We start from the raw sequence: 17,700 nt of genomic DNA, 5'->3' as shown, positions 1-17,700 counted from the left end.
TAGGCTTCTATCCCCTGCCCCACATCCCGGCGTTTGCGGTCAAAGCGGCCCTGCCGTCATCCCGGCGAAAGCCGGGATCTCAGGCGAAGGCGCGGGGAAGGAGCCGCACGAGATCCCGGCTTTCGCCGGGATGACGGACGCCAGACAATAACTCATACAATAAGCCTCTTGCCCTGCCCGGCCAAACCCGCCACCGTTAGCGCTAACGGGCGCGACCCCGACGCCCGCATGGGAGAGGCCATGTCCTTCTGGCAACGCACGCGCGCCTTGCGCTGGTGGATCATCGCGATCGTGATGCTGGGCACGATCGTCAACTATCTCACCCGGTCGACCCTGGCGGTCGCGGCGCCCGTGTTCATGCCCGATCTCGGCATCGACGAGCATCAGTATAGCTGGATCACCGCCGCCTTTCAGGCCGGCGTCATGCTGCAGCCGGTGGTGGGATACATCCTCGACACGATCGGGCTGCGCACCGGGCTCGCCATCTTCGCGAGCTGCTGGGGGCTGCTCACCATGGCACACGGCCTCGCCTTCAACTGGCAGATGCTGTTCGGGCTGCGCGGCGCGCTGGGCTTCGCCGAGGGCACTTCGCACACTGGCGGGCTCAAGGTCGTCTCGGAATGGTTTCCGGCGAAGGAGCGCGGGCTGGCCGGCGGCGTCTACAATCTCGGCGCCTCGGCCGGATCCGCGCTCGCCGCGCCGCTGGTCGCCTGGTCGATCTGGATGTGGAACTGGCGCGCGGCCTTTGTGATCGCCGGTGCGATGGCGCTGCTCTGGGTGCTGTTGTGGCTGCGCTTCTACCGTGGCCCCGCCGAGCATCCCGACATCAGCGAGGAGGAACGCGCCCATATCCTCGCCGGCCAGGAAGCCCATATCCAGGCCGCAGGCGCGCGCCCGTCGATCGGATCGATCCTGCGCCAGCGCAACTTCTGGGGCATCGCCATCCCGCGCTTCCTCGCCGATCCGACCTGGGGCACGCTCACCTTCTGGCTGCCGCTCTATCTGGTGAAGATCCGTCACTTCGATCTGGCCGAGATCGCGCTGAGCGCCTTCCTGCCCTTCGTCGCCGCTGATCTCGGCTGCCTGTTCGGCCCCACCCTGGTGCTGTGGCTCCAGCGGCGTGGAGTGAACCTGATCGACGCGCGCCGCTGGACCTTCACGCTGGGCGCGGTGCTGATGACCGGGATGATGTTCGTAGGCTTTGTCGAGAATGCCTGGGCGGCGGTCGCTTTGCTCTGCCTCGGCGGCTTCGCGCACCAGACCCTGTCGGTCACCGTCATCACCATGGCCAGCGACCTGTTCCGCCGCGACGAGCTGGGCACCGTGGCGGGCATGGCCGGCACCTGCGCCAATGCCTCGATCCTGATCTTCTCGCTGCTGATGGGGAGCCTCGTCGCCTCGATCGGCTATAACCCCTTCTTCATCGCGCTCGGCCTGCTCGACCTGATCGCCGCCGCCGTGCTCTGGACGCTCGTACGAAAGCCCGCATGACCCGCAATCCCATCCTGCCCGGCTTCAATCCCGATCCCTCGATCGTCCGCGTCGGCGAGGATTACTACATCGCCACGTCCACCTTCGAGTGGTTCCCCGGCGTGCAGATCCACCACAGCCGCGACCTCGCCAACTGGACTTTGGTCGCTCGGCCGCTCAACCGCGCGAGCCAGCTCGACATGCGCGGCGATCCGGACAGCTGCGGCGTCTGGGCGCCGTGCCTTTCGCACGACGGCGAGCGCTTCCACCTGATCTACACCGATGTGAAGCGCTATGGCCGCACCACGGTCGGCGGTGCATCGGGCGCGTCCCTGCGCGACTTCCACAATTACCTCGTCACCTGCGAGACCATCGACGGCGACTGGTCCGATCCGATCCATCTCAACAGCAGCGGCTTCGATCCCTCGCTCTTCCACGACGAAGACGGCCGCAAGTGGCTGCTCAACATGCTCTGGGACCACCGACCGGGCCGCAACCGCTTTGCCGGAATCGTCGCGCAGGAATATTCGCCGGCCGAACGCAGGCTGATCGGCGAGCGGGTCAACATCTTCCCCGGCACGCCACTCGGCCTCACCGAGGCGCCGCATCTCTACCGGCGCGACGGCTGGTACTACCTCCTCACCGCCGAGGGCGGCACCAGCTGGAACCATGCCGTGACCATGGCGCGCTCGCGCAGCCTTACCGGCCCCTACGAGCTCCATCCCGACACCTATATCCTGAGCAGCCGCACCCGCCCCGATGCACCGCTCCAGCGCGCCGGCCATGCCGATCTGGTCGAGACGCCCGAGGGCGAGCCCTGGCTGGTCTATCTCTGCGGCCGGCCGCTCCCCAATCGCGGGCGCTGCGTGCTGGGCCGCGAGACCGCGATCCAGCCGATGCGCTGGGCCGAGGACGGCTGGCTCTACACCATTGGCGATCCCGGCATGCCGATGCTCGAAGTCCCCGGCCCGGAAGGCAGAGCGCTGGTCGATATCCGCGACGATTTCGACAGCACGGCTCTGCCGATCGACTTCCAATGGCTGCGCACGCCCGAGCCCGAGGCGATCTTCAGCCTCACCGCCCGGCCGGGCCGTCTCCGGCTATATGGCCGCGAGACGATCGGCAGCCTGTTCACCCAGGCGCTGGTCGCGCGGCGACAACAGGCCTTCTGCTATTCGGCTTCCTGCGCGCTCGATTATGCCCCGCGCCATTTCCAGCAAGCCGCCGGGCTGGTCGCCTGGTACAACGCGTCCAAATTCCACTACCTCCACATCAGCCAGGACGAGGAAGTCGGCCGCCACATCCGGGTGATGTCGGCGCTGCCCGATTCGCCCCAGGCCGATGCGTTCACCGCGCCGATCGCGATTCCCGAAGGGCCGGTCGAGCTGCGCGTCGACGTCGATTATGAGCGGCTGCGCTTCGCCTGGCGCGCGCCCGGCGGCGCGTGGAACTGGCTCCCGGAACAGTTCGACGCCTCGATCCTCTCGGACGAAGCGAGCGCGCCGGGCATGGCGAACTTCACCGGCGCCTTTGTCGGCATGGCGTGCCAGGACATGTCCGGCGCGGGGCTCCACGCGGACTTCGACTGGTTCGCCTATCGGGAGCGGGAGTTCAGTCCTCGCGGACCGGACGGCGCATAAGCCGGCGCAGCGGCGGGATCGTCGGCTTCTGGCCCGGCTTGCCGGTGCCGAAGCGGGCGGCGAGCGCGGCCGAGAGATCGGCCAGGATATGCTCCTGCCCGCGGAACGCGTGCGCGATCTCTTCCTCGGTCAGCGCCTTCATGAACGCGCAGCCATAGGTGTTGCCCGAACGGCGCACGATCTTGGCGGCGCGCGATCCGGCACCCGACAGGCCGAGCGAGACGAGCGTGCCCACCGGCAGGTCGAGCTCGGAGCCGAAGCGGAAGCCCGTGCGCGAGAAATCCTCGACCTGCACATCGATCGGCGCGCCATCGGGGGTGCGCAGGGTCGAGGGCGAATCCGCATCGAAACGGATCGCGCCGCGGCGGTCGATATCTCCGAGGATCTCAAGCTTGGCGACGAGCAATTTGGGGCTCCATGATTGGCGCCCCGAACCTAGCCGGAGAGGCGTTAACGAGTGCTTTGCATATCCGGCGATCCGGGCCGATTCCGCCATCAAGCAGGGATGTTTCTGCTTCGAAACACGATCGTTACAACTGAAACGGTGAGTTAGTATAGCAATACACTTATGGACGCGGCCATGTCCGCACCCACTCTCCTGTCCCGCCCCCGGCGCCCGGCTTCGCGCAGCGCGCTCTTCCTCTTCCCTCTTGCCCTGGCCGCATGCGGTGGAAGCGCGGAAGCCCCCGCACCCTCCCCGACACCGACGGCCACTCCCAGCCCGGTGCCCACGCCGACACCCAGCCCCACGCCGACCTCCACTCCGATCCCGCAGCCGCCCCGGGGCCCGCTCGCCGAGCGCATCACCGCCGCGCGCGCCGAGATGCAGGCGGACACCTGTTTCCAGGGCGGCGTCACCACCGGGTGCAGCTTCACCGAGCAGCCCTATCGCCCAGGCGACTTCGCCATGGACCCGAACAGCAACGAAGCCGTGCTGGTCATCGACGACTTCCCGCGCCTGCCCGGTGCGGCGATCCGCTTCCGCAAGCGGATCAAGAACTATTACCGGTTTGGCACCGCCGGCGCGCTGGCCAACGCTACCTCCACCTGGCGCGTGCCGACTTCGCTTTGGAAGGCACTCGATCGCTTCGCCTATCCGGAATATGACCCCACCGAGCAGCTGCGCGCCGTCGCCGAGATGGCCTATCGCATGTATCCGGGACTCAACCTCGACAATGTCGGGCATGGCGCCACCGTCTTCCGCCTGATCGCCGACACCAATCCGGCCCAGCCGCTGGTGCTGCTCGACAAGATCGACCTCGTCGATGTCGCCCGAGCCGATTATTGCGACATCTCGGGCAGTGCCGCGGTGCAGACGCGCCTCACCGCCGCCGCGCAGACCACCGCGGACAATCTCGTCGCGATGATGCGCGCCAACAATGTCCGCTACGTCAATTACAGCGCGGGCCACAGCTACGAGGTGATCCGCGACAGCTGGGCCACCGATTGCGGCGCCGCCGCGCCTGCGGAAGCCGTGCTGCGCGACAAGCTCGCCGCCTATGCGCCGATCTACGCCGCGCTGTTCGGCACGCCCGGCGTGATGACCGCCCATGCGGCGGTGGAGAATGACGGGCTCGTCAACGCGCCCTATGACCAGAAGGTCGCGCAATATTACAACCGCCTGCGCGCGGGCTATTTCGCAGTGCTCGATTCGAACCTCGACGAGGTCGGGCGCGGCGGGATCGGCGGCTTCCCGATCTGGCCGGCGCGAGCCGATGCGGACGTGTTCCTCAACACTGGCGTCGAGCCCCAGCGCCCCTTCCAGTGGAACACCACCCCGCTGCTCCAGCTCGACGGCTTCGGCCTGGCGCTCGAGCCGATCACCACACCCACCACCTCCTGGGTCACCCCGTTGCTGCTCGCCCGGCTGATCAACATCCGCTTCGGCACTTTCCCCAGCCGAAGCTTCGACGATGCGCTGATCGCCGACATCTTCGACAAGGTGATCCCGACAAGCTGCCCGACCCAGATGAACGGCCGCTGCGCCTATCAGGATCCCGCGCTCCACGGCCAGCTCGAGGCCGTCCGCCTCGGCTATCGCCCGCGCGAATATCCGGGACCGGTGATCGGGAACTGACCCTTCCGATCACCCGGCACGGGCGGCGTGCCCCGACGCCGTCCGTGCCACTTCCTTGACGGAAACCGATTTCATCGCCATATGCACGGCCAACGAGGCGTTATGGCAGCGTGATCGGGCATGCGGGGAAACCCCAAGGGCCCAGGCTCCGCCTCGATTGTTTCCACGGCTTCCCTAGTCACGCGGGTCGTCATTTTTGACCCCGCCTTCGCACCTGGAGTCCGTCCGGCGTGCGCCGGCCGTATGCACAGGATATTCAATGCAGTTCAACGAACTCGGTCTCTCGGAGACCGTTCTCGCCGCGCTTGCCGCCAAGGGCTATAGCGAGGCGACGCCGATCCAGGCCAAGTCGATCCCGTCGCTGCTCGAAGGGCGCGACCTGCTCGGCATCGCCCAGACCGGCACCGGCAAGACCGCCGCTTTCATGCTTCCCTCGATCGACCGTCTGGTCGCCAGCGGCAAGCGCGCCCAGCCGCGCGGCTGCCGCATGCTCGTGCTCGCCCCCACCCGCGAGCTCGCCAGCCAGATCGCCGATCAGGCCCGCCATTATTCGAAGGGCACCCGCCTTTCGGTCGCCACCATCTTTGGCGGCACTTCGATCCACAAGAACAAGACCGACCTTGCCAAGGGCGTCGATATCCTCGTCGCCACGCCGGGCCGCCTCGTCGACCTGATGGACCAGTGCTACGCGATCCTGATGGGCCTCGAGATCTTCGTGCTCGACGAAGCCGACCAGATGATGGACCTGGGCTTCATCCACGCACTCAAGCGCATCGTCCGCGAGCTGCCGGCAAAGCGCCAGTCGCTGTTCTTCTCGGCGACCATGCCGAAGACGATCCGCGAGCTCGCCGGCCAGTTCATCAAGGAACCGGTCGAGGTCAAGGTCACCCCCGAGGCGACCACCGCCGAGCGCGTCGACCAGAGCGTGACCTTCGTCCAGCAGGCGGAGAAGCAGGCGCTGCTCACCATGATGCTGCGCGATACCGAGATCGATCGCGCGCTGGTGTTCACCCGCACCAAGCATGGCGCCGACCGCGTCGTCCGTCTGCTCGCGGGCAACGGCATCGCCGCCAACGCGATCCATGGCAACAAGAGCCAGCCGCAGCGCGAGCGCGCGCTCGGCGAGTTCCGTGCCGGCAAGGTGAAGATCCTGGTCGCCACCGACATCGCCGCGCGCGGCATCGACGTGTCGGGCGTCAGCCATGTCTTCAACTTCGAGCTGCCGAACGTGGCGGACCAGTATGTCCACCGCATCGGCCGCACCGCGCGCGCCGGCAATGACGGCGAGGCGATCAGCTTCTGCGCCGATGACGAGCGCCCCTATCTGCGCGACATCGAGCGGCTGATCCGCCAGAAGCTCAGCGTCGTGCCGCTGCCCGAGGGCTTCGTCGCCGCCGCCGACAAGATCAAGTCGAGCCGCGTCAACGTCGCGCCGAGCCGCGACGAGCAGAATGGCCGCAACGGCCGCGCGATGCAGCGCGACGGTCGCCGCCCGGGTGGCCCGCCACAGCGCGGCCGCCCCGGTGGTGGCCAGCGTGACGATCGTGCACGTGGCGACCAGCCGCGCCGCGACGGCCACGCCCCGCGTCCGGAAGCCGCCGGTGCCGCGGCAGGCGAGCCGCGGCCGCGCCGCTTCGATGCGCAGCCGCAGGGCGAGCAGCCCCGCAACTATGCCCGCCCCAAGCGCAAGTGGCAGCCCCGCCCGACCGGTAGCGGCGGTGGCCAGCGCTCGGGTGGCCAGGGCGGCGGCGGTCGCCAGGGCGGCCAGGGTGGCAATCGCGGCCGCTAAGCGTCGTTGAATTCCCCTCCCCGCAAGGGAGGGGAAATTGCCAGCACGGATAGAAACGGCGAATCCTACCAGCCAACTTCGGCGACCAGGAGCAAAAGAGCCGCGTCCGGGGCAAGGATCTATTTGACTGACAACGATAAGTTCCTGACCTCAGCCAGCGCGCTTACTGCCTTTTCGACATCCAGGACCGGCATGAATCGCGTGAATTGCGTGACCCGATTGGCGACAACGCTCGTACAAGTAAAGAAAGCAACCTTCGGAACCTTCGAGCCTGCTGGAGCCGACATAATATAAACCGAATATATACAGCGTTCGTCCGATCCGATTTTTTGGCCTCCGCCAAATGCAGGGACGCTATTCCCGGCTATCCAGTCCTCAATTGCCCGGCGCATTTTCGATGCGTTTTCAATGACGGATGCCGAACTTCCGCTTTCGCCCATACGCGCGAACAGTGTTTCCAAAGTCAGCTTGGGAAGCTGATGCATCGTTTGCACCGTGTAATAGTCGTAGCTCTGCGGATCGCTCTCCCCGCAACGGAACAGGGCAAGATCCGCAGATGGAAGCGAACGCCCTCGCTGCCGCTTGTCATATTCGATTGCCGCCTCGGTATTGGCGCAATAACCCTGCGGAACAGATAGGCTGACCAAGGTTTCGTCGACTTGCCAGGCCGCCCTATCCGGCGGGTTCGCCAAGCCCAACTGCGCACCGCTCACCAGCGCAATCACGAACCCAAGCACACTCATCGCCGCCGCTCCCGGATCGCAGCATCCTCTCTGCCCGCGATCAGCCGCATCGCCCGGTCGGCACCCACGCCACCCTCTGCCGCGCCCGCGCGCTGGGCGTCATGATAGAGCTGCAGCGCGCGCGGATAGTCACCCGCCTGCTCCGCGCAGAGGCCGCGGTTGAAGGTGAGCGAGGCATTGCCGGGCAGCTCACCGGCCATCGCCTCCCAGCCGTCGCACGCCCCGCGCACGTCGCGCTTGGTGAGCTTCACCAGGTCCTTGAAGCGCTTCGCCTGGTCCTTGCTCATCCCCTTGTCGCTCTCGCGCACCCGGATGTCATAGGTCGAAATGGTCGGCGCGATATCCTCGCGCACCGCCTGGCCCAGGTTGCGCACGCCATCGGCGATCACGTCCTCCACCGGCGCCGGGCGGTCGTTCTTGCCCTCGCACCAGCTGCTTTCCTGGCTGAACGGCTTGGTCGCCGAATAGACGATGCGGCCGTCGCGGTTGCGCACGATGCGCAGATCGGCCTTCACGCTGACGATCCGGCGACGGCAGCGCAGCTCGACCTCTTCCTCGCGGATGCACTTCTTCTGGTCGGCGCTGTCCTTCTCGACGCAGCGCTTCTCGCGCCGCTTGAAGGGCTGCTCGTCCACGCCGGTGGTGATCCCGCCGGTCAGCGAGCCCTCGGCATTGCCCTGGCCGGCATAGCCGCCCATCAGGTCGAAATGCGTGCCCGACAGGCCCTGCTCGATCGCGCGCGCCAGCGCCGAACCGTCCTGGCCGCCGATCCGGTCGATCGAAAGCGAGCGCAGCAGGCTTGCCTCGCGGCTAGGCGCGGCAAACTCACCGGTGATCTTCAGGACTTCGGCATGCGCGATGCCCGCGACGAGAGCGGCGAGCACGACCCCGCCAAGAATCCGCTTGTTCATTTCCCCAACCCTTCCCCCAAAAGGATGATGGGGCCATCGTTTACCATATGAAACGATTCGGTCCACGCGCGCTTTTGCCGCCGGCGGGAGAGTCTTCCACGAGAGCGAATCGGACTCGGGTTGCATCCCCGTGACACCGATGCTAACCGCGCCGCGACCCATAGGGGGCCGTATGGGGTTGCCACCGGAGTAATACTTTGGTGGAGCCGGAAATCGGCCCCCAATTCATATGGGCAGTAACCCGAACCTCCGAGAGGAACCGAAACGCGTGGAGAATTCCGCCGGTATCCAGGCAAGCCTAAGCGGACGCTACGCTACCGCCCTGTTCGAGCTCGCGCGTGATTCGAAGGCCCTGGCCAAGGTCGAGGACAGCCTCGCCACCGTCGCCAAGGCGCTTGCCGAATCGGCCGACTTCAAGGCGCTGACCGCCAGCCCGTTGATCTCGCGCGGCGATGCCGCCAAGGCCGTTGCCGCCGTCGCCAAGAGCCTGAAGCTCGACGGCACCACCGCGAACTTCCTGGGCGTGCTCGCCGAGAATCGTCGCCTGGGCCAGCTCCCGGCGATCATCCGGGCCTTCCGCCAGCTCGCAGCCGCGCATCGCGGCGAGACGACCGCGCTGGTCACCTCCGCCCATCCGCTTTCCGCCGATCAGGTCAGCGCGCTCAAGCAGCAGCTGCGCACCCGTATCGGCCGGGAAGTGGCCGTCGACCTTTCGGTCGATCCCTCGCTCCTTGGCGGGCTGGTCGTGAAGATCGGCAGCCAGATGATCGATAGCTCGATCAAGACCCGACTGAACTCCCTCGCGCACGCGATGAAAGGCTGAAGGCTAAGACAATGGATATCCGCGCCGCAGAAATCTCGAAGGTCATCAAGGACCAGATCGCCAATTTCGGCACCGAGGCCCAGGTTTCGGAAACCGGCCAGGTGCTCAGCGTCGGTGACGGCATCGCGCGCATCCACGGTCTGGACAATGTCCAGGCCGGCGAGATGGTCGAGTTCGCCAATGGCGTGCAGGGCATGGCGCTCAACCTCGAAGCCGACAATGTCGGCGTCGTGATCTTCGGCTCGGACGCCGAAATCCGCGAGGGCGACACCGTCAAGCGCACCGGCACCATCGTGGACGTGCCCGTCGGCAAGGGCCTGCTCGGCCGCGTCGTCGATGGCCTCGGCAACCCGATCGACGGCAAGGGCCCGATCGTCGCCGACCAGCGCTCGCGCGTCGAAGTGAAGGCGCCGGGCATCATTCCGCGCAAGTCGGTGCACGAGCCGGTGCAGACCGGCCTCAAGGCGATCGACGCGCTCGTCCCCGTCGGCCGTGGCCAGCGCGAGCTGATCATCGGTGACCGCCAGACCGGCAAGTCGGCCGTCGCGATCGACACCTTCATCAACCAGAAGACCGTCAACGCCGGCACCGACGAGAGCAAGAAGCTCTACTGCGTGTACGTCGCCGTCGGCCAGAAGCGCTCGACCGTCGCGCAGCTGGTGCGCACGCTCGAAGAGAATGGCGCGATGGAATATTCCATCGTCGTCGCCGCGACCGCTTCGGACCCCGCCCCGCTGCAGTTCCTCGCGCCGTACACCGGCACCGCGATGGGCGAGTATTTCCGTGACAACGGCATGCACGCGCTGATCGTGTTCGACGATCTGTCGAAGCAGGCCGTCGCCTATCGCCAGATGTCGCTGCTGCTCCGCCGTCCGCCGGGCCGCGAAGCCTATCCGGGCGACGTGTTCTATCTCCACAGCCGCCTGCTCGAGCGCGCTGCCAAGCTCAATGACGCCAATGGCAACGGCTCGCTCACCGCGCTGCCGATCATCGAGACCCAGGCGGGCGACGTGTCGGCCTATATCCCGACCAACGTGATCTCGATCACCGACGGCCAGATCTTCCTCGAGACCGACCTGTTCTTCGCGGGCATCCGCCCCGCGATCAACGTGGGTCTGTCGGTGTCGCGCGTCGGCTCGTCGGCGCAGACCAAGGCGATGAAGAAGGTCGCCGGCTCGATCAAGCTCGAGCTCGCCCAGTATCGCGAGATGGCTGCGTTCGCGCAGTTCGGCTCGGACCTCGACGCCTCGACCCAGAAGCTGCTCAACCGTGGTGCGCGCCTGACCGAGCTGCTGAAGCAGCCGCAGTTCTCGCCGCTGCCGTTCGAGGAGCAGACCGCGTCGATCTACGCCGGCACCCAGGGCTTCCTGGACGCCGTCGCGGTGCAGGACGTGGTGCGCTACGAAGCGGCGATGCTCGCCGACCTTCGCGCGAACCATGCCGATGTCCTCACCACGATCCGCGACACCAAGGATCTGGGCGACGAAGTGAAGGCGAAGCTGAAGGCCGCGCTCGAAGCGTTCGCCAAGACCTTCGCCTGATCCGCAGTCGATGGCCGACCACTCCCTCCTCGCGTGGACGCTGCTGAGCGTCGGCCTTGTGCTGACGCCCGGCCCGGACACGATGCTCGTCGCGGGTCACGCGGCGCGCGGAGGCGTGCGGGCCGGCCTGGCAGCAGTGTCCGGGGTTGCCCTGGGCGGGCTGTGGTACATGGCGCTGTGCGGCTTCGGCTTCCTCGCCGTGCTCACGGTCTTCCCGGCGCTGTTCACGGTGGTGAAGACCGCCGGCGCGATCTACCTCGCCTGGCTCGGCTACAAGCTGATCCGCGGCGCGGTGCGCCCGGCACCGGCCGCCACCACTGCGGCGCCGGCGCTTGGCAAGCCCTTCTGGCAGGGCCTGCTCACCACCGCGCTCAACCCCAAGGTCGCCTTGTTCTTCCTCGCGATCCTGCCGCAGTTCGTCGGCACCGGTCCGGAGGCGCCGCTCAAGGGCGCGCTGCTGATCGCGGTGCCCTATGTGCTCGGCGCCTTCTGGCTCGCCGGTGTCGCATTCGTCGCTGCCCGCGCGGGCCGTGCCGCCAAGCAGAGCAGCGCGATGCGCTGGATCGAAGGCGTTCTCGGCGTCGCATTTGTTGGTCTCGCGGGCCGTCTGGCCCTTGCTCGGAATACCTAAATGGCAAGCCTCAAGGCACTCAAGATCCGGATCAACTCGGTCAAGTCGACCCAGAAGATCACCAAGGCGATGAAGATGGTCGCCGCCGCCAAGCTGCGCCGCGCGCAGGAAGCGGCCGAGGCCGGGCGCCCCTATGCCCAGCGTCTCGAAGGCGTCGTCGCCAGCCTCGCCTCGAAGGTGACGCTGAGCGAGAGCTCGCCCAAGCTGCTCGCCGGCACCGGCAAGGACGATGTCCACCTGCTCGTCGTCGCCACCAGCGACAAGGGCCTGGCCGGCGCGTTCAACACCAACATCGCCCGCCTCGCCCGCCGTCATGCCGAAAGCCTGATCGCGCAGGGCAAGACGGTGAAGATCTACACGATCGGCCGCAAGGGCCGCGCGCCGCTCAACCGCCTGTTCCCGAAGCACATCGTGCATTCGGTCGAGCCGGGCGATCTCGGCAAGCTGACCTTCGCCGATGCGCGCGCCTTCGCCAACGACATCATCGCCCGCTACGAGGCCGGTGAGTTCGACGTGGCGACGCTCTTCTATTCGAACTTCAAGTCGGTGCTTACCCAGGAGCCGACCGCGCAGCAGATCGTGCCGGTCGCGATCCCGCAGGGCGAGGCCCAGGCCGTGTCGAGCGGCGCCGCCGTCACCTATGAGCCGGACGAGGAATCGATCCTCGCCGACCTGCTGCCGCGCAACGTCGCGATCCAGCTTTACCGCGCGATCCGCGAGAACGCCGCGTCGGAGCAGGGTTCGAAGATGACCGCGATGGACAACGCCACGCGCAACGCCGGCGACCTGATCAAGCGCCTGAACACCCAGTATAACCGCCAGCGCCAGGCTGCGATCACCACCGAGCTGGTCGAGATCATCTCGGGCGCCGAAGCCCTCTGATGCGCTTCGCGGCTCCCCTCCTGCTGATCGTGGCTGCGGCCCCGCTCGCGGGCTGCGGGGCTGCGCATGATCCGGCGCTCAACGAGCAGCAGGCCGCGGCCGCGCAGAATCGCGCGCCCGACCGCGACAAGGTGATGGCCGATCGCTGGAACGGCATCTTCACCAACCCGGCCGCCGTGGTCGCCGCCGCCAACGATTTCGGCTTCAAGGCCGAAGGCTATAAGGCATCGGGCAAGGGCTATGCCGCCACCGGCAAGGTCACCTGGCCCGAAAAGTCCAACGGCATCGCCGTCGAGAGCGTCTTCGACGCCACCGGCCCCGCGGCCGACAGGATCGAGACCGTCCGCTTCACCTTCGACGTGAAGCATGACGCGAAGCCCGAGGAGCGCGCCCGCGATTCCTACGGCTATGTCCGCCGCATCGTGCTCGGCTTCCTGTCGCGCTTCGAAGTCGGCCCGGGCGACACGATCAACGGCGCGCTCCAGCGCCGCGAATCGGCGAAGGACGTTCAGCACGGCGTCTCGATCGTCGTCGATGCCAACCCGATCAGCGGCGGCAACGCCAAGGATCGCCACATCACCGTGACTTTCACCCGCGTCGGGGCTAGTGCCCCCGCCAATCAGACCCAAGGAAAGTAAGATGGCCACCGCAGCCCCGACCGCAGAGAAGCCCGCGCGCAAGCCGCGCGCCGCGAAGCCCAAGGCCGACGCTCCGGCCACTGCGCCGACGACGACCAACAATGTTGGCCGCATCAGCCAGGTGATCGGCGCCGTCGTCGACGTCGCCTTCGAAGGCGAGCTGCCGGCGATCCTTTCGGCGCTCGAGACCGACAACAACGGCAACAAGCTCGTCCTCGAGGTTGCGCAGCACCTCGGCGAGAACACCGTCCGCACGATCGCCATGGACGCGACCGAGGGCCTGACCCGCGGCCAGACCGTGGTCGACACCGGCGCGCAGATCTCCGTGCCGGTCGGCCCGGCGACGCTCGGCCGCATCCTCAACGTCGTCGGCGAGCCGATCGACGAGCGTGGCCCGGTCGCCACCGACCTGCGCGCGCCGATCCACGCCGAGGCTCCCCTCTTCGTCGACCAGTCGACCGAGAGCGCGATCCTCGTCACCGGCATCAAGGTCATCGACCTGCTCGCGCCCTACGCGAAGGGCGGCAAGATCGGCCTGTTCGGCGGCGCCGGCGTTGGCAAGACCGTGCTCATCCAGGAGCTGATCAACAACATCGCCAAGGGCCATGGCGGCACCTCGGTGTTCGCCGGCGTGGGCGAGCGTACCCGTGAGGGCAACGATCTCTATCACGAGTTCCTCGACGCGAACGTGATCGCCAAGGACGCCGACGGCAACGCCATCTCGGAAGGCTCCAAGGTCGCCCTGGTTTATGGCCAGATGAACGAGCCGCCGGGCGCCCGTGCCCGCGTCGCGCTTTCGGGCCTGACGATCGCCGAATATTTCCGCGACGTCGAAGGCCAGGACGTGCTGTTCTTCGTCGACAACATCTTCCGCTTCACCCAGGCGGGCGCCGAAGTGTCGGCACTGCTCGGCCGTATTCCTTCGGCCGTGGGCTATCAGCCGACCCTGTCGACCGACATGGGCGCGCTGCAGGAGCGCATCACCTCGACCAACAAGGGCTCGATCACTTCGGTGCAGGCCGTGTACGTCCCCGCGGACGATCTTACCGACCCGGCGCCGGCAACCTCGTTCGCCCACCTCGACGCGACGACCGTGCTCAATCGCGCGATCTCGGAGCTCGGCATCTATCCGGCGGTGGATCCGCTGGACTCGACCAGCCGCGTTCTCGAACCGCGCGTCGTCGGCCAGGAGCATTACGAGACCGCCCGTGCGGTCCAGTCGATCCTGCAGAAGTACAAGTCGCTCCAGGACATCATCGCCATCCTCGGCATGGACGAGCTGAGCGAAGAAGATAAGCTGACCGTCTCGCGCGCCCGCAAGATCCAGCGCTTCCTCTCGCAGCCCTTCCACGTCGCCGAAGTGTTCACCGGCATCCCCGGCGCCTTCGTGCAGATCGAGGACACGATCCGCTCGTTCAAGGCGGTGGTGAACGGCGAATATGACCACCTGCCGGAAGCAGCCTTCTACATGGTCGGCGGCATCGACGACGCCATCGCCAAGGGCAAGAAGCTGGCCGAAGAGGCGTAATTGACGCCGGTCGGGATCCTGGTCGCAGCCTTCGCGTCGGCGCTTGCCGGCGCGCAGGCGACGACTCCGGATCACCGTGCCGACATCAAGCGCGCAGTGTTCGAGCTGTGCCCGAAGATTTACGCCGGTGAGGTCGGACTGACCGACCCGGCGCAGCTCTCCGAGATCGGCTATACGGCAACGGCGCCGCGCAAGGTCGCGAACGGGACGGTCCCGCGCGCGGAGATGGGCGAAGGCGCAGCCAAGATCGTCCTCGCCGGCCAGGCCGGCACCGAGCCCAGCTGCACCATCTGGTTCGGCGGGTCGGACACAAACGAGCAGCTCGGCTATATGCTGACCGACGCCAGCGCGAGCGGCTTCTCGATCAGCGACCCGATGTCGCTCGGGGACGGCACGATGCTGTTGAAGGCCGTGCGCAAGCAGGGCGCCTACAAGACCATGGTCGTCATTGTGGGTGATGCAGGCGGCGAGTTCGGCTCGAACCCTGCGGCGACCGTCATTTTGATGAAATAGAGAGCATAGCAACCATGTCCCTCCACTTCGAACTCGTGACCCCCGAAAAGCTCCTCCGCTCGGAGGAAGTGCACATGGTCGTCGTTCCCGGCACCGAGGGCGATTTCGGCGTGCTCGAAGGCCATGCCCCGCTGATGTCGACCATCCGCGACGGCAATCTCGAGATCTACAAGGCCGGCGCGACCACGCAGGAGACGATCCGCATCGAAGGCGGCTTCGCCGAAGTAAACGAGAAGGGCCTGACGGTCCTCGCCGAAAAGGCCGGCTAAGGCCGCACTGAGAATCGCCCGCCCGAATAGGCAGGGCTGGACAAGGCCGGGCGCAATGCCCGGCCTTTTCTGTTTCCGGGGTCCGCCGGACCGCATGCGCTGAACCAGAACCTCGGATCCTGCCTTCGCCGCCCGATATGCTCCCCCTGTCCATCCCCCTCCCCCTCCGGTAACCATTTCTTCTCGCATGGCCGCTAGCCCGGCATCCGGGGGAGGAACGATGGCAACATCCGCAGCGCCGCAGGCAGCTTTGCCCACCGGATCGGCCCGCCTCGGCGACCGCACCGTTGCTCCAGGCATATTGGTCGTGCTGCTCGGCGGGTGGCTCGCCTTCGACAATATCCTGCTCTGGCGCTTCCTCGGCCTGATCTCGACCGGGGTCACCGCGTTGCTGGCCCTGCTCATCGCCGGTCTGGTCGCCTGGATCGCAAGGCGGGTGCCCGATCGTGGCGACGGCCCGACCCTGCGCCTGCTCGCCCTCTGCGCCGGCATCGCGCTGGTCGTCTTCCTCCTCGGCGGCGAGGGGCGCTTCTTCTACGCGACCACCGACTGGCAGGTGCGCGGCGCGGTGCTGCGCGACATGGCGCTCAATCCCTGGCCCTTCGTCTATGATGTCGCCCCCACGCCGCAGATACTGCGCGCGCCGCTCGGCATGTATCTGGCGCCCGCGGCGGTCGGCCGGGTCGGCGGCCAATATGCCGCGGAGCTGGCGCTGCTCGTCCAGAACAGCCTGATCCTCGCCGCGATCCTCGCGCTCGGCGCCACGCTCTTCTCCACCACCCGCGCCCGCGTCATCGCGCTGGCGATCCTGATCGGCTTCAGCGGGCTCGACGCGATGGGCCAGGTCCTGGCCGGCCAGCCGATCAGCTGGAATGCCGAGCGCTGGAGCGTCGCGGTCTATTCCTCGCACATCAGCCAGTTGTTCTGGACGCCGCCGCACTGCCTGGCCGGCTGGATCGGCGCGCTGCTCTACCTGCTCTGGCTCGACAACCGGCTCACGCTCGCCGGCTTCCTCACGCCGCTGCCCTTGCTCGCGCTGTGGTCGCCACTGTCGCTGATCGGCCTGATGCCGTTCGCCGCCCATGCCGGAATGGAGGCGCTTCGGCACCGCAGTCTGTCCCCGGCAGCGGTGCTATCCCCCGCTGCGGCCACGCTCATAGCGATCCCCGCCCTGCTCTATCTGGCCACGGGGAGCGACGCGGTCGGCGGCAGCGCGGCGGCGCTGCCACTCCACCAATATATCGTGTTCGAGATCTGCGAGGTCGGCCTCTATCTGCTGCCGCTCTGGTTCATCGGCCGCGATGCCCGTTTCGGCGGGGTGACGCTGGCGATCGTCACGCTGGTGCTGCTGGCCGTCCCCTATGGCCAGGTCGGCCAGTCGAACGACTTCACCATGCGCGCGTCGATCCCCGCCCTGGTGGTGCTTGCGTTCGCGGTCGCCGACCAGCTGGTCAAGGCGCCGCCCCCCGGCAAGCGGCTGTGGTGGAACCTGCTGGTCGCATCGCTGGCGATCGGCGCGATCACCCCTGCCTTCGAGATCTGGCGCGCCGTCACCCTGCCGCGCGCGCCGCATATCCGTTGCAGTTATTTCGGCGTCGTGCCCGGCGGCTACATGACCTATGTCGCGCCGCTCTCCCGCGCACCGTCGCTGATCGCCCCGCGCGATCCGGCAAGGTTCCGCCCGGATGACCGCCAGCCCTGCTGGGACGGCCCCTGGCCCGGCCCGCAGCTGTTCATCGCGCCCGAGCGGCACTGATCGCTATTTGGTGACCCGGCGATACGCCCAGCGCATCGGCTTGCTGCCATCGGCCAGCGAGATCTCCGCCATCAGCATCTCGCCCTCGCGCCAGTAGCGGACGCGCTGGGGGTAATCATGCGCGGTATCGAGGAACTCCACGCTCTGTGCCCCGATCCCGCCGGGCTTGACCTTGAAATCGGCCGGTGCCTGACCCGCCGGCTCGGCATGGAACACCAGTGCGTCGCCCGTCCCGCCGATCCGCATGGTCTCGCGCTGCTCGCCCTTGGGCGAGGTGATGACCGTCTCGCCGTGCAGCACGCCGTCGGCGTCGCCAGGCTGCCAGGTCTCGCAGGTCATCCGGCCGTTCCGCGGCTCGGTGCACCATTTCCCGACCAGCCAGTCGAACGACTCCGGAGACAGGCCGATGCCCGCAAGCAGCATGAGGTTGGCAATCATCGTCGATCCTCCCGTTTGCACAGCCGATAGCCCCACGCGCCGACACTGGCT

At 67.2% G+C, this 17,700-nt stretch carries 17 protein-coding genes; 13 read left to right on the top strand and 4 right to left on the bottom strand.

The window, feature by feature from the left end; all coding sequences use genetic code 11:
- Nucleotides 1-240 precede the first annotated feature (240 nt).
- Nucleotides 241-1,491: an MFS transporter gene (locus tag HNP52_RS07720; RefSeq protein ID WP_184164704.1), complete on the top strand. Its 1,251-nt coding sequence runs from the start codon at nucleotides 241-243 to the stop codon at nucleotides 1,489-1,491.
- Nucleotides 1,488-3,110, top strand: a complete 1,623-nt coding sequence (locus HNP52_RS07715) for a glycoside hydrolase family 43 protein (RefSeq protein ID WP_184164701.1) — start codon at nucleotides 1,488-1,490, stop codon at nucleotides 3,108-3,110. The genes HNP52_RS07720 and HNP52_RS07715 overlap by 4 nt, the downstream gene beginning before the upstream one ends.
- Here the strand turns inward: HNP52_RS07715 and HNP52_RS07710 are convergent.
- On the bottom strand, nucleotides 3,082-3,516 hold the full coding sequence (locus tag HNP52_RS07710; protein ID WP_184164698.1) for a PilZ domain-containing protein: 435 nt from the start codon (nucleotides 3,514-3,516) through the stop codon (nucleotides 3,082-3,084). The two genes, HNP52_RS07715 and HNP52_RS07710, sit on opposite strands and share 29 nt — an antisense overlap.
- Nucleotides 3,517-3,834: 318 nt before the next feature.
- Here HNP52_RS07710 and HNP52_RS07705 point away from each other — a divergent pair, with 318 nt between their 5' ends.
- Together HNP52_RS07705 and HNP52_RS07700 are read left to right on the top strand one after the other, a co-directional pair.
- Complete coding sequence (locus tag HNP52_RS07705) at nucleotides 3,835-5,187, top strand: hypothetical protein (protein WP_184164695.1); 1,353 nt, start codon at nucleotides 3,835-3,837, stop codon at nucleotides 5,185-5,187.
- Nucleotides 5,188-5,446: 259 nt separating this feature from the next.
- Nucleotides 5,447-6,976 (top strand): DEAD/DEAH box helicase, encoded by a 1,530-nt coding sequence (locus tag HNP52_RS07700; protein WP_184164692.1) that lies wholly within the window; start codon nucleotides 5,447-5,449, stop codon nucleotides 6,974-6,976.
- Between the two features lie 119 nt (nucleotides 6,977-7,095).
- On the opposite strand, the gene HNP52_RS07695 is transcribed toward HNP52_RS07700, so the two are convergent.
- Both HNP52_RS07695 and HNP52_RS07690 read right to left on the bottom strand, forming a co-directional pair.
- Complete coding sequence (locus tag HNP52_RS07695) at nucleotides 7,096-7,719, bottom strand: hypothetical protein (protein ID WP_184164690.1); 624 nt, start codon at nucleotides 7,717-7,719, stop codon at nucleotides 7,096-7,098.
- Nucleotides 7,716-8,630: a hypothetical protein gene (locus tag HNP52_RS07690; protein WP_184164687.1), complete on the bottom strand. Its 915-nt coding sequence runs from the start codon at nucleotides 8,628-8,630 to the stop codon at nucleotides 7,716-7,718. The genes HNP52_RS07695 and HNP52_RS07690 overlap by 4 nt, the downstream gene beginning before the upstream one ends.
- Nucleotides 8,631-8,898: 268 nt before the next feature.
- Here HNP52_RS07690 and HNP52_RS07685 point away from each other — a divergent pair, with 268 nt between their 5' ends.
- The 9 genes from HNP52_RS07685 to HNP52_RS07645 all read left to right on the top strand — a co-directional run bounded on the left by HNP52_RS07685 (nucleotide 8,899) and on the right by HNP52_RS07645 (nucleotide 17,211).
- Nucleotides 8,899-9,453, top strand: coding sequence for a F0F1 ATP synthase subunit delta (locus HNP52_RS07685; protein ID WP_184164684.1), 555 nt, complete (start codon nucleotides 8,899-8,901; stop codon nucleotides 9,451-9,453).
- An 11-nt stretch (nucleotides 9,454-9,464) separates the two neighbouring features.
- Nucleotides 9,465-10,994: a F0F1 ATP synthase subunit alpha gene (atpA, locus tag HNP52_RS07680; protein ID WP_184164681.1), complete on the top strand. Its 1,530-nt coding sequence runs from the start codon at nucleotides 9,465-9,467 to the stop codon at nucleotides 10,992-10,994.
- A gap of 10 nt (nucleotides 10,995-11,004) precedes the next feature.
- Nucleotides 11,005-11,625, top strand: a complete 621-nt coding sequence (locus tag HNP52_RS07675) for a LysE family translocator (protein ID WP_184164679.1) — start codon at nucleotides 11,005-11,007, stop codon at nucleotides 11,623-11,625.
- Nucleotides 11,626-12,507 (top strand): F0F1 ATP synthase subunit gamma, encoded by an 882-nt coding sequence (locus HNP52_RS07670; RefSeq protein WP_184164676.1) that lies wholly within the window; start codon nucleotides 11,626-11,628, stop codon nucleotides 12,505-12,507.
- Nucleotides 12,507-13,145 carry a hypothetical protein gene (locus HNP52_RS07665; RefSeq protein WP_184164673.1) on the top strand — a complete coding sequence of 213 codons (639 nt, stop codon included), beginning with the start codon at nucleotides 12,507-12,509 and terminating at the stop codon, nucleotides 13,143-13,145. Before HNP52_RS07670 ends, HNP52_RS07665 begins: the two co-directional genes overlap by 1 nt.
- 1 nt (nucleotide 13,146) lies before the next feature.
- Nucleotides 13,147-14,673, top strand: coding sequence for a F0F1 ATP synthase subunit beta (gene atpD, locus HNP52_RS07660; protein WP_221416111.1), 1,527 nt, complete (start codon nucleotides 13,147-13,149; stop codon nucleotides 14,671-14,673).
- Entirely contained in the window at nucleotides 14,674-15,186 is a 513-nt protein-coding gene (locus HNP52_RS07655; protein ID WP_184164670.1) for a hypothetical protein, read from the top strand.
- Nucleotides 15,187-15,200: 14 nt separating this feature from the next.
- Nucleotides 15,201-15,455, top strand: a complete 255-nt coding sequence (locus HNP52_RS07650) for an ATP synthase F1 subunit epsilon (protein ID WP_184164667.1) — start codon at nucleotides 15,201-15,203, stop codon at nucleotides 15,453-15,455.
- Nucleotides 15,456-15,675: 220 nt separating this feature from the next.
- Nucleotides 15,676-17,211: a hypothetical protein gene (locus HNP52_RS07645; RefSeq protein WP_184164664.1), complete on the top strand. Its 1,536-nt coding sequence runs from the start codon at nucleotides 15,676-15,678 to the stop codon at nucleotides 17,209-17,211.
- Between the two features lie 3 nt (nucleotides 17,212-17,214).
- On the opposite strand, the gene HNP52_RS07640 is transcribed toward HNP52_RS07645, so the two are convergent.
- Nucleotides 17,215-17,649 carry a DUF6265 family protein gene (locus tag HNP52_RS07640; RefSeq protein WP_184164661.1) on the bottom strand — a complete coding sequence of 145 codons (435 nt, stop codon included), beginning with the start codon at nucleotides 17,647-17,649 and terminating at the stop codon, nucleotides 17,215-17,217.
- Nucleotides 17,650-17,700 lie beyond the last annotated feature (51 nt).

Origin of the sequence: Sphingomonas kyeonggiensis (genome assembly GCF_014204495.1) — a bacterium.
Classification (GTDB): domain Bacteria; phylum Pseudomonadota; class Alphaproteobacteria; order Sphingomonadales; family Sphingomonadaceae; genus Sphingomonas; species Sphingomonas kyeonggiensis_A.
Note: the sequence above shows the minus strand (reverse complement) of the source record. Positions and strands in the feature narration are given on the sequence as shown.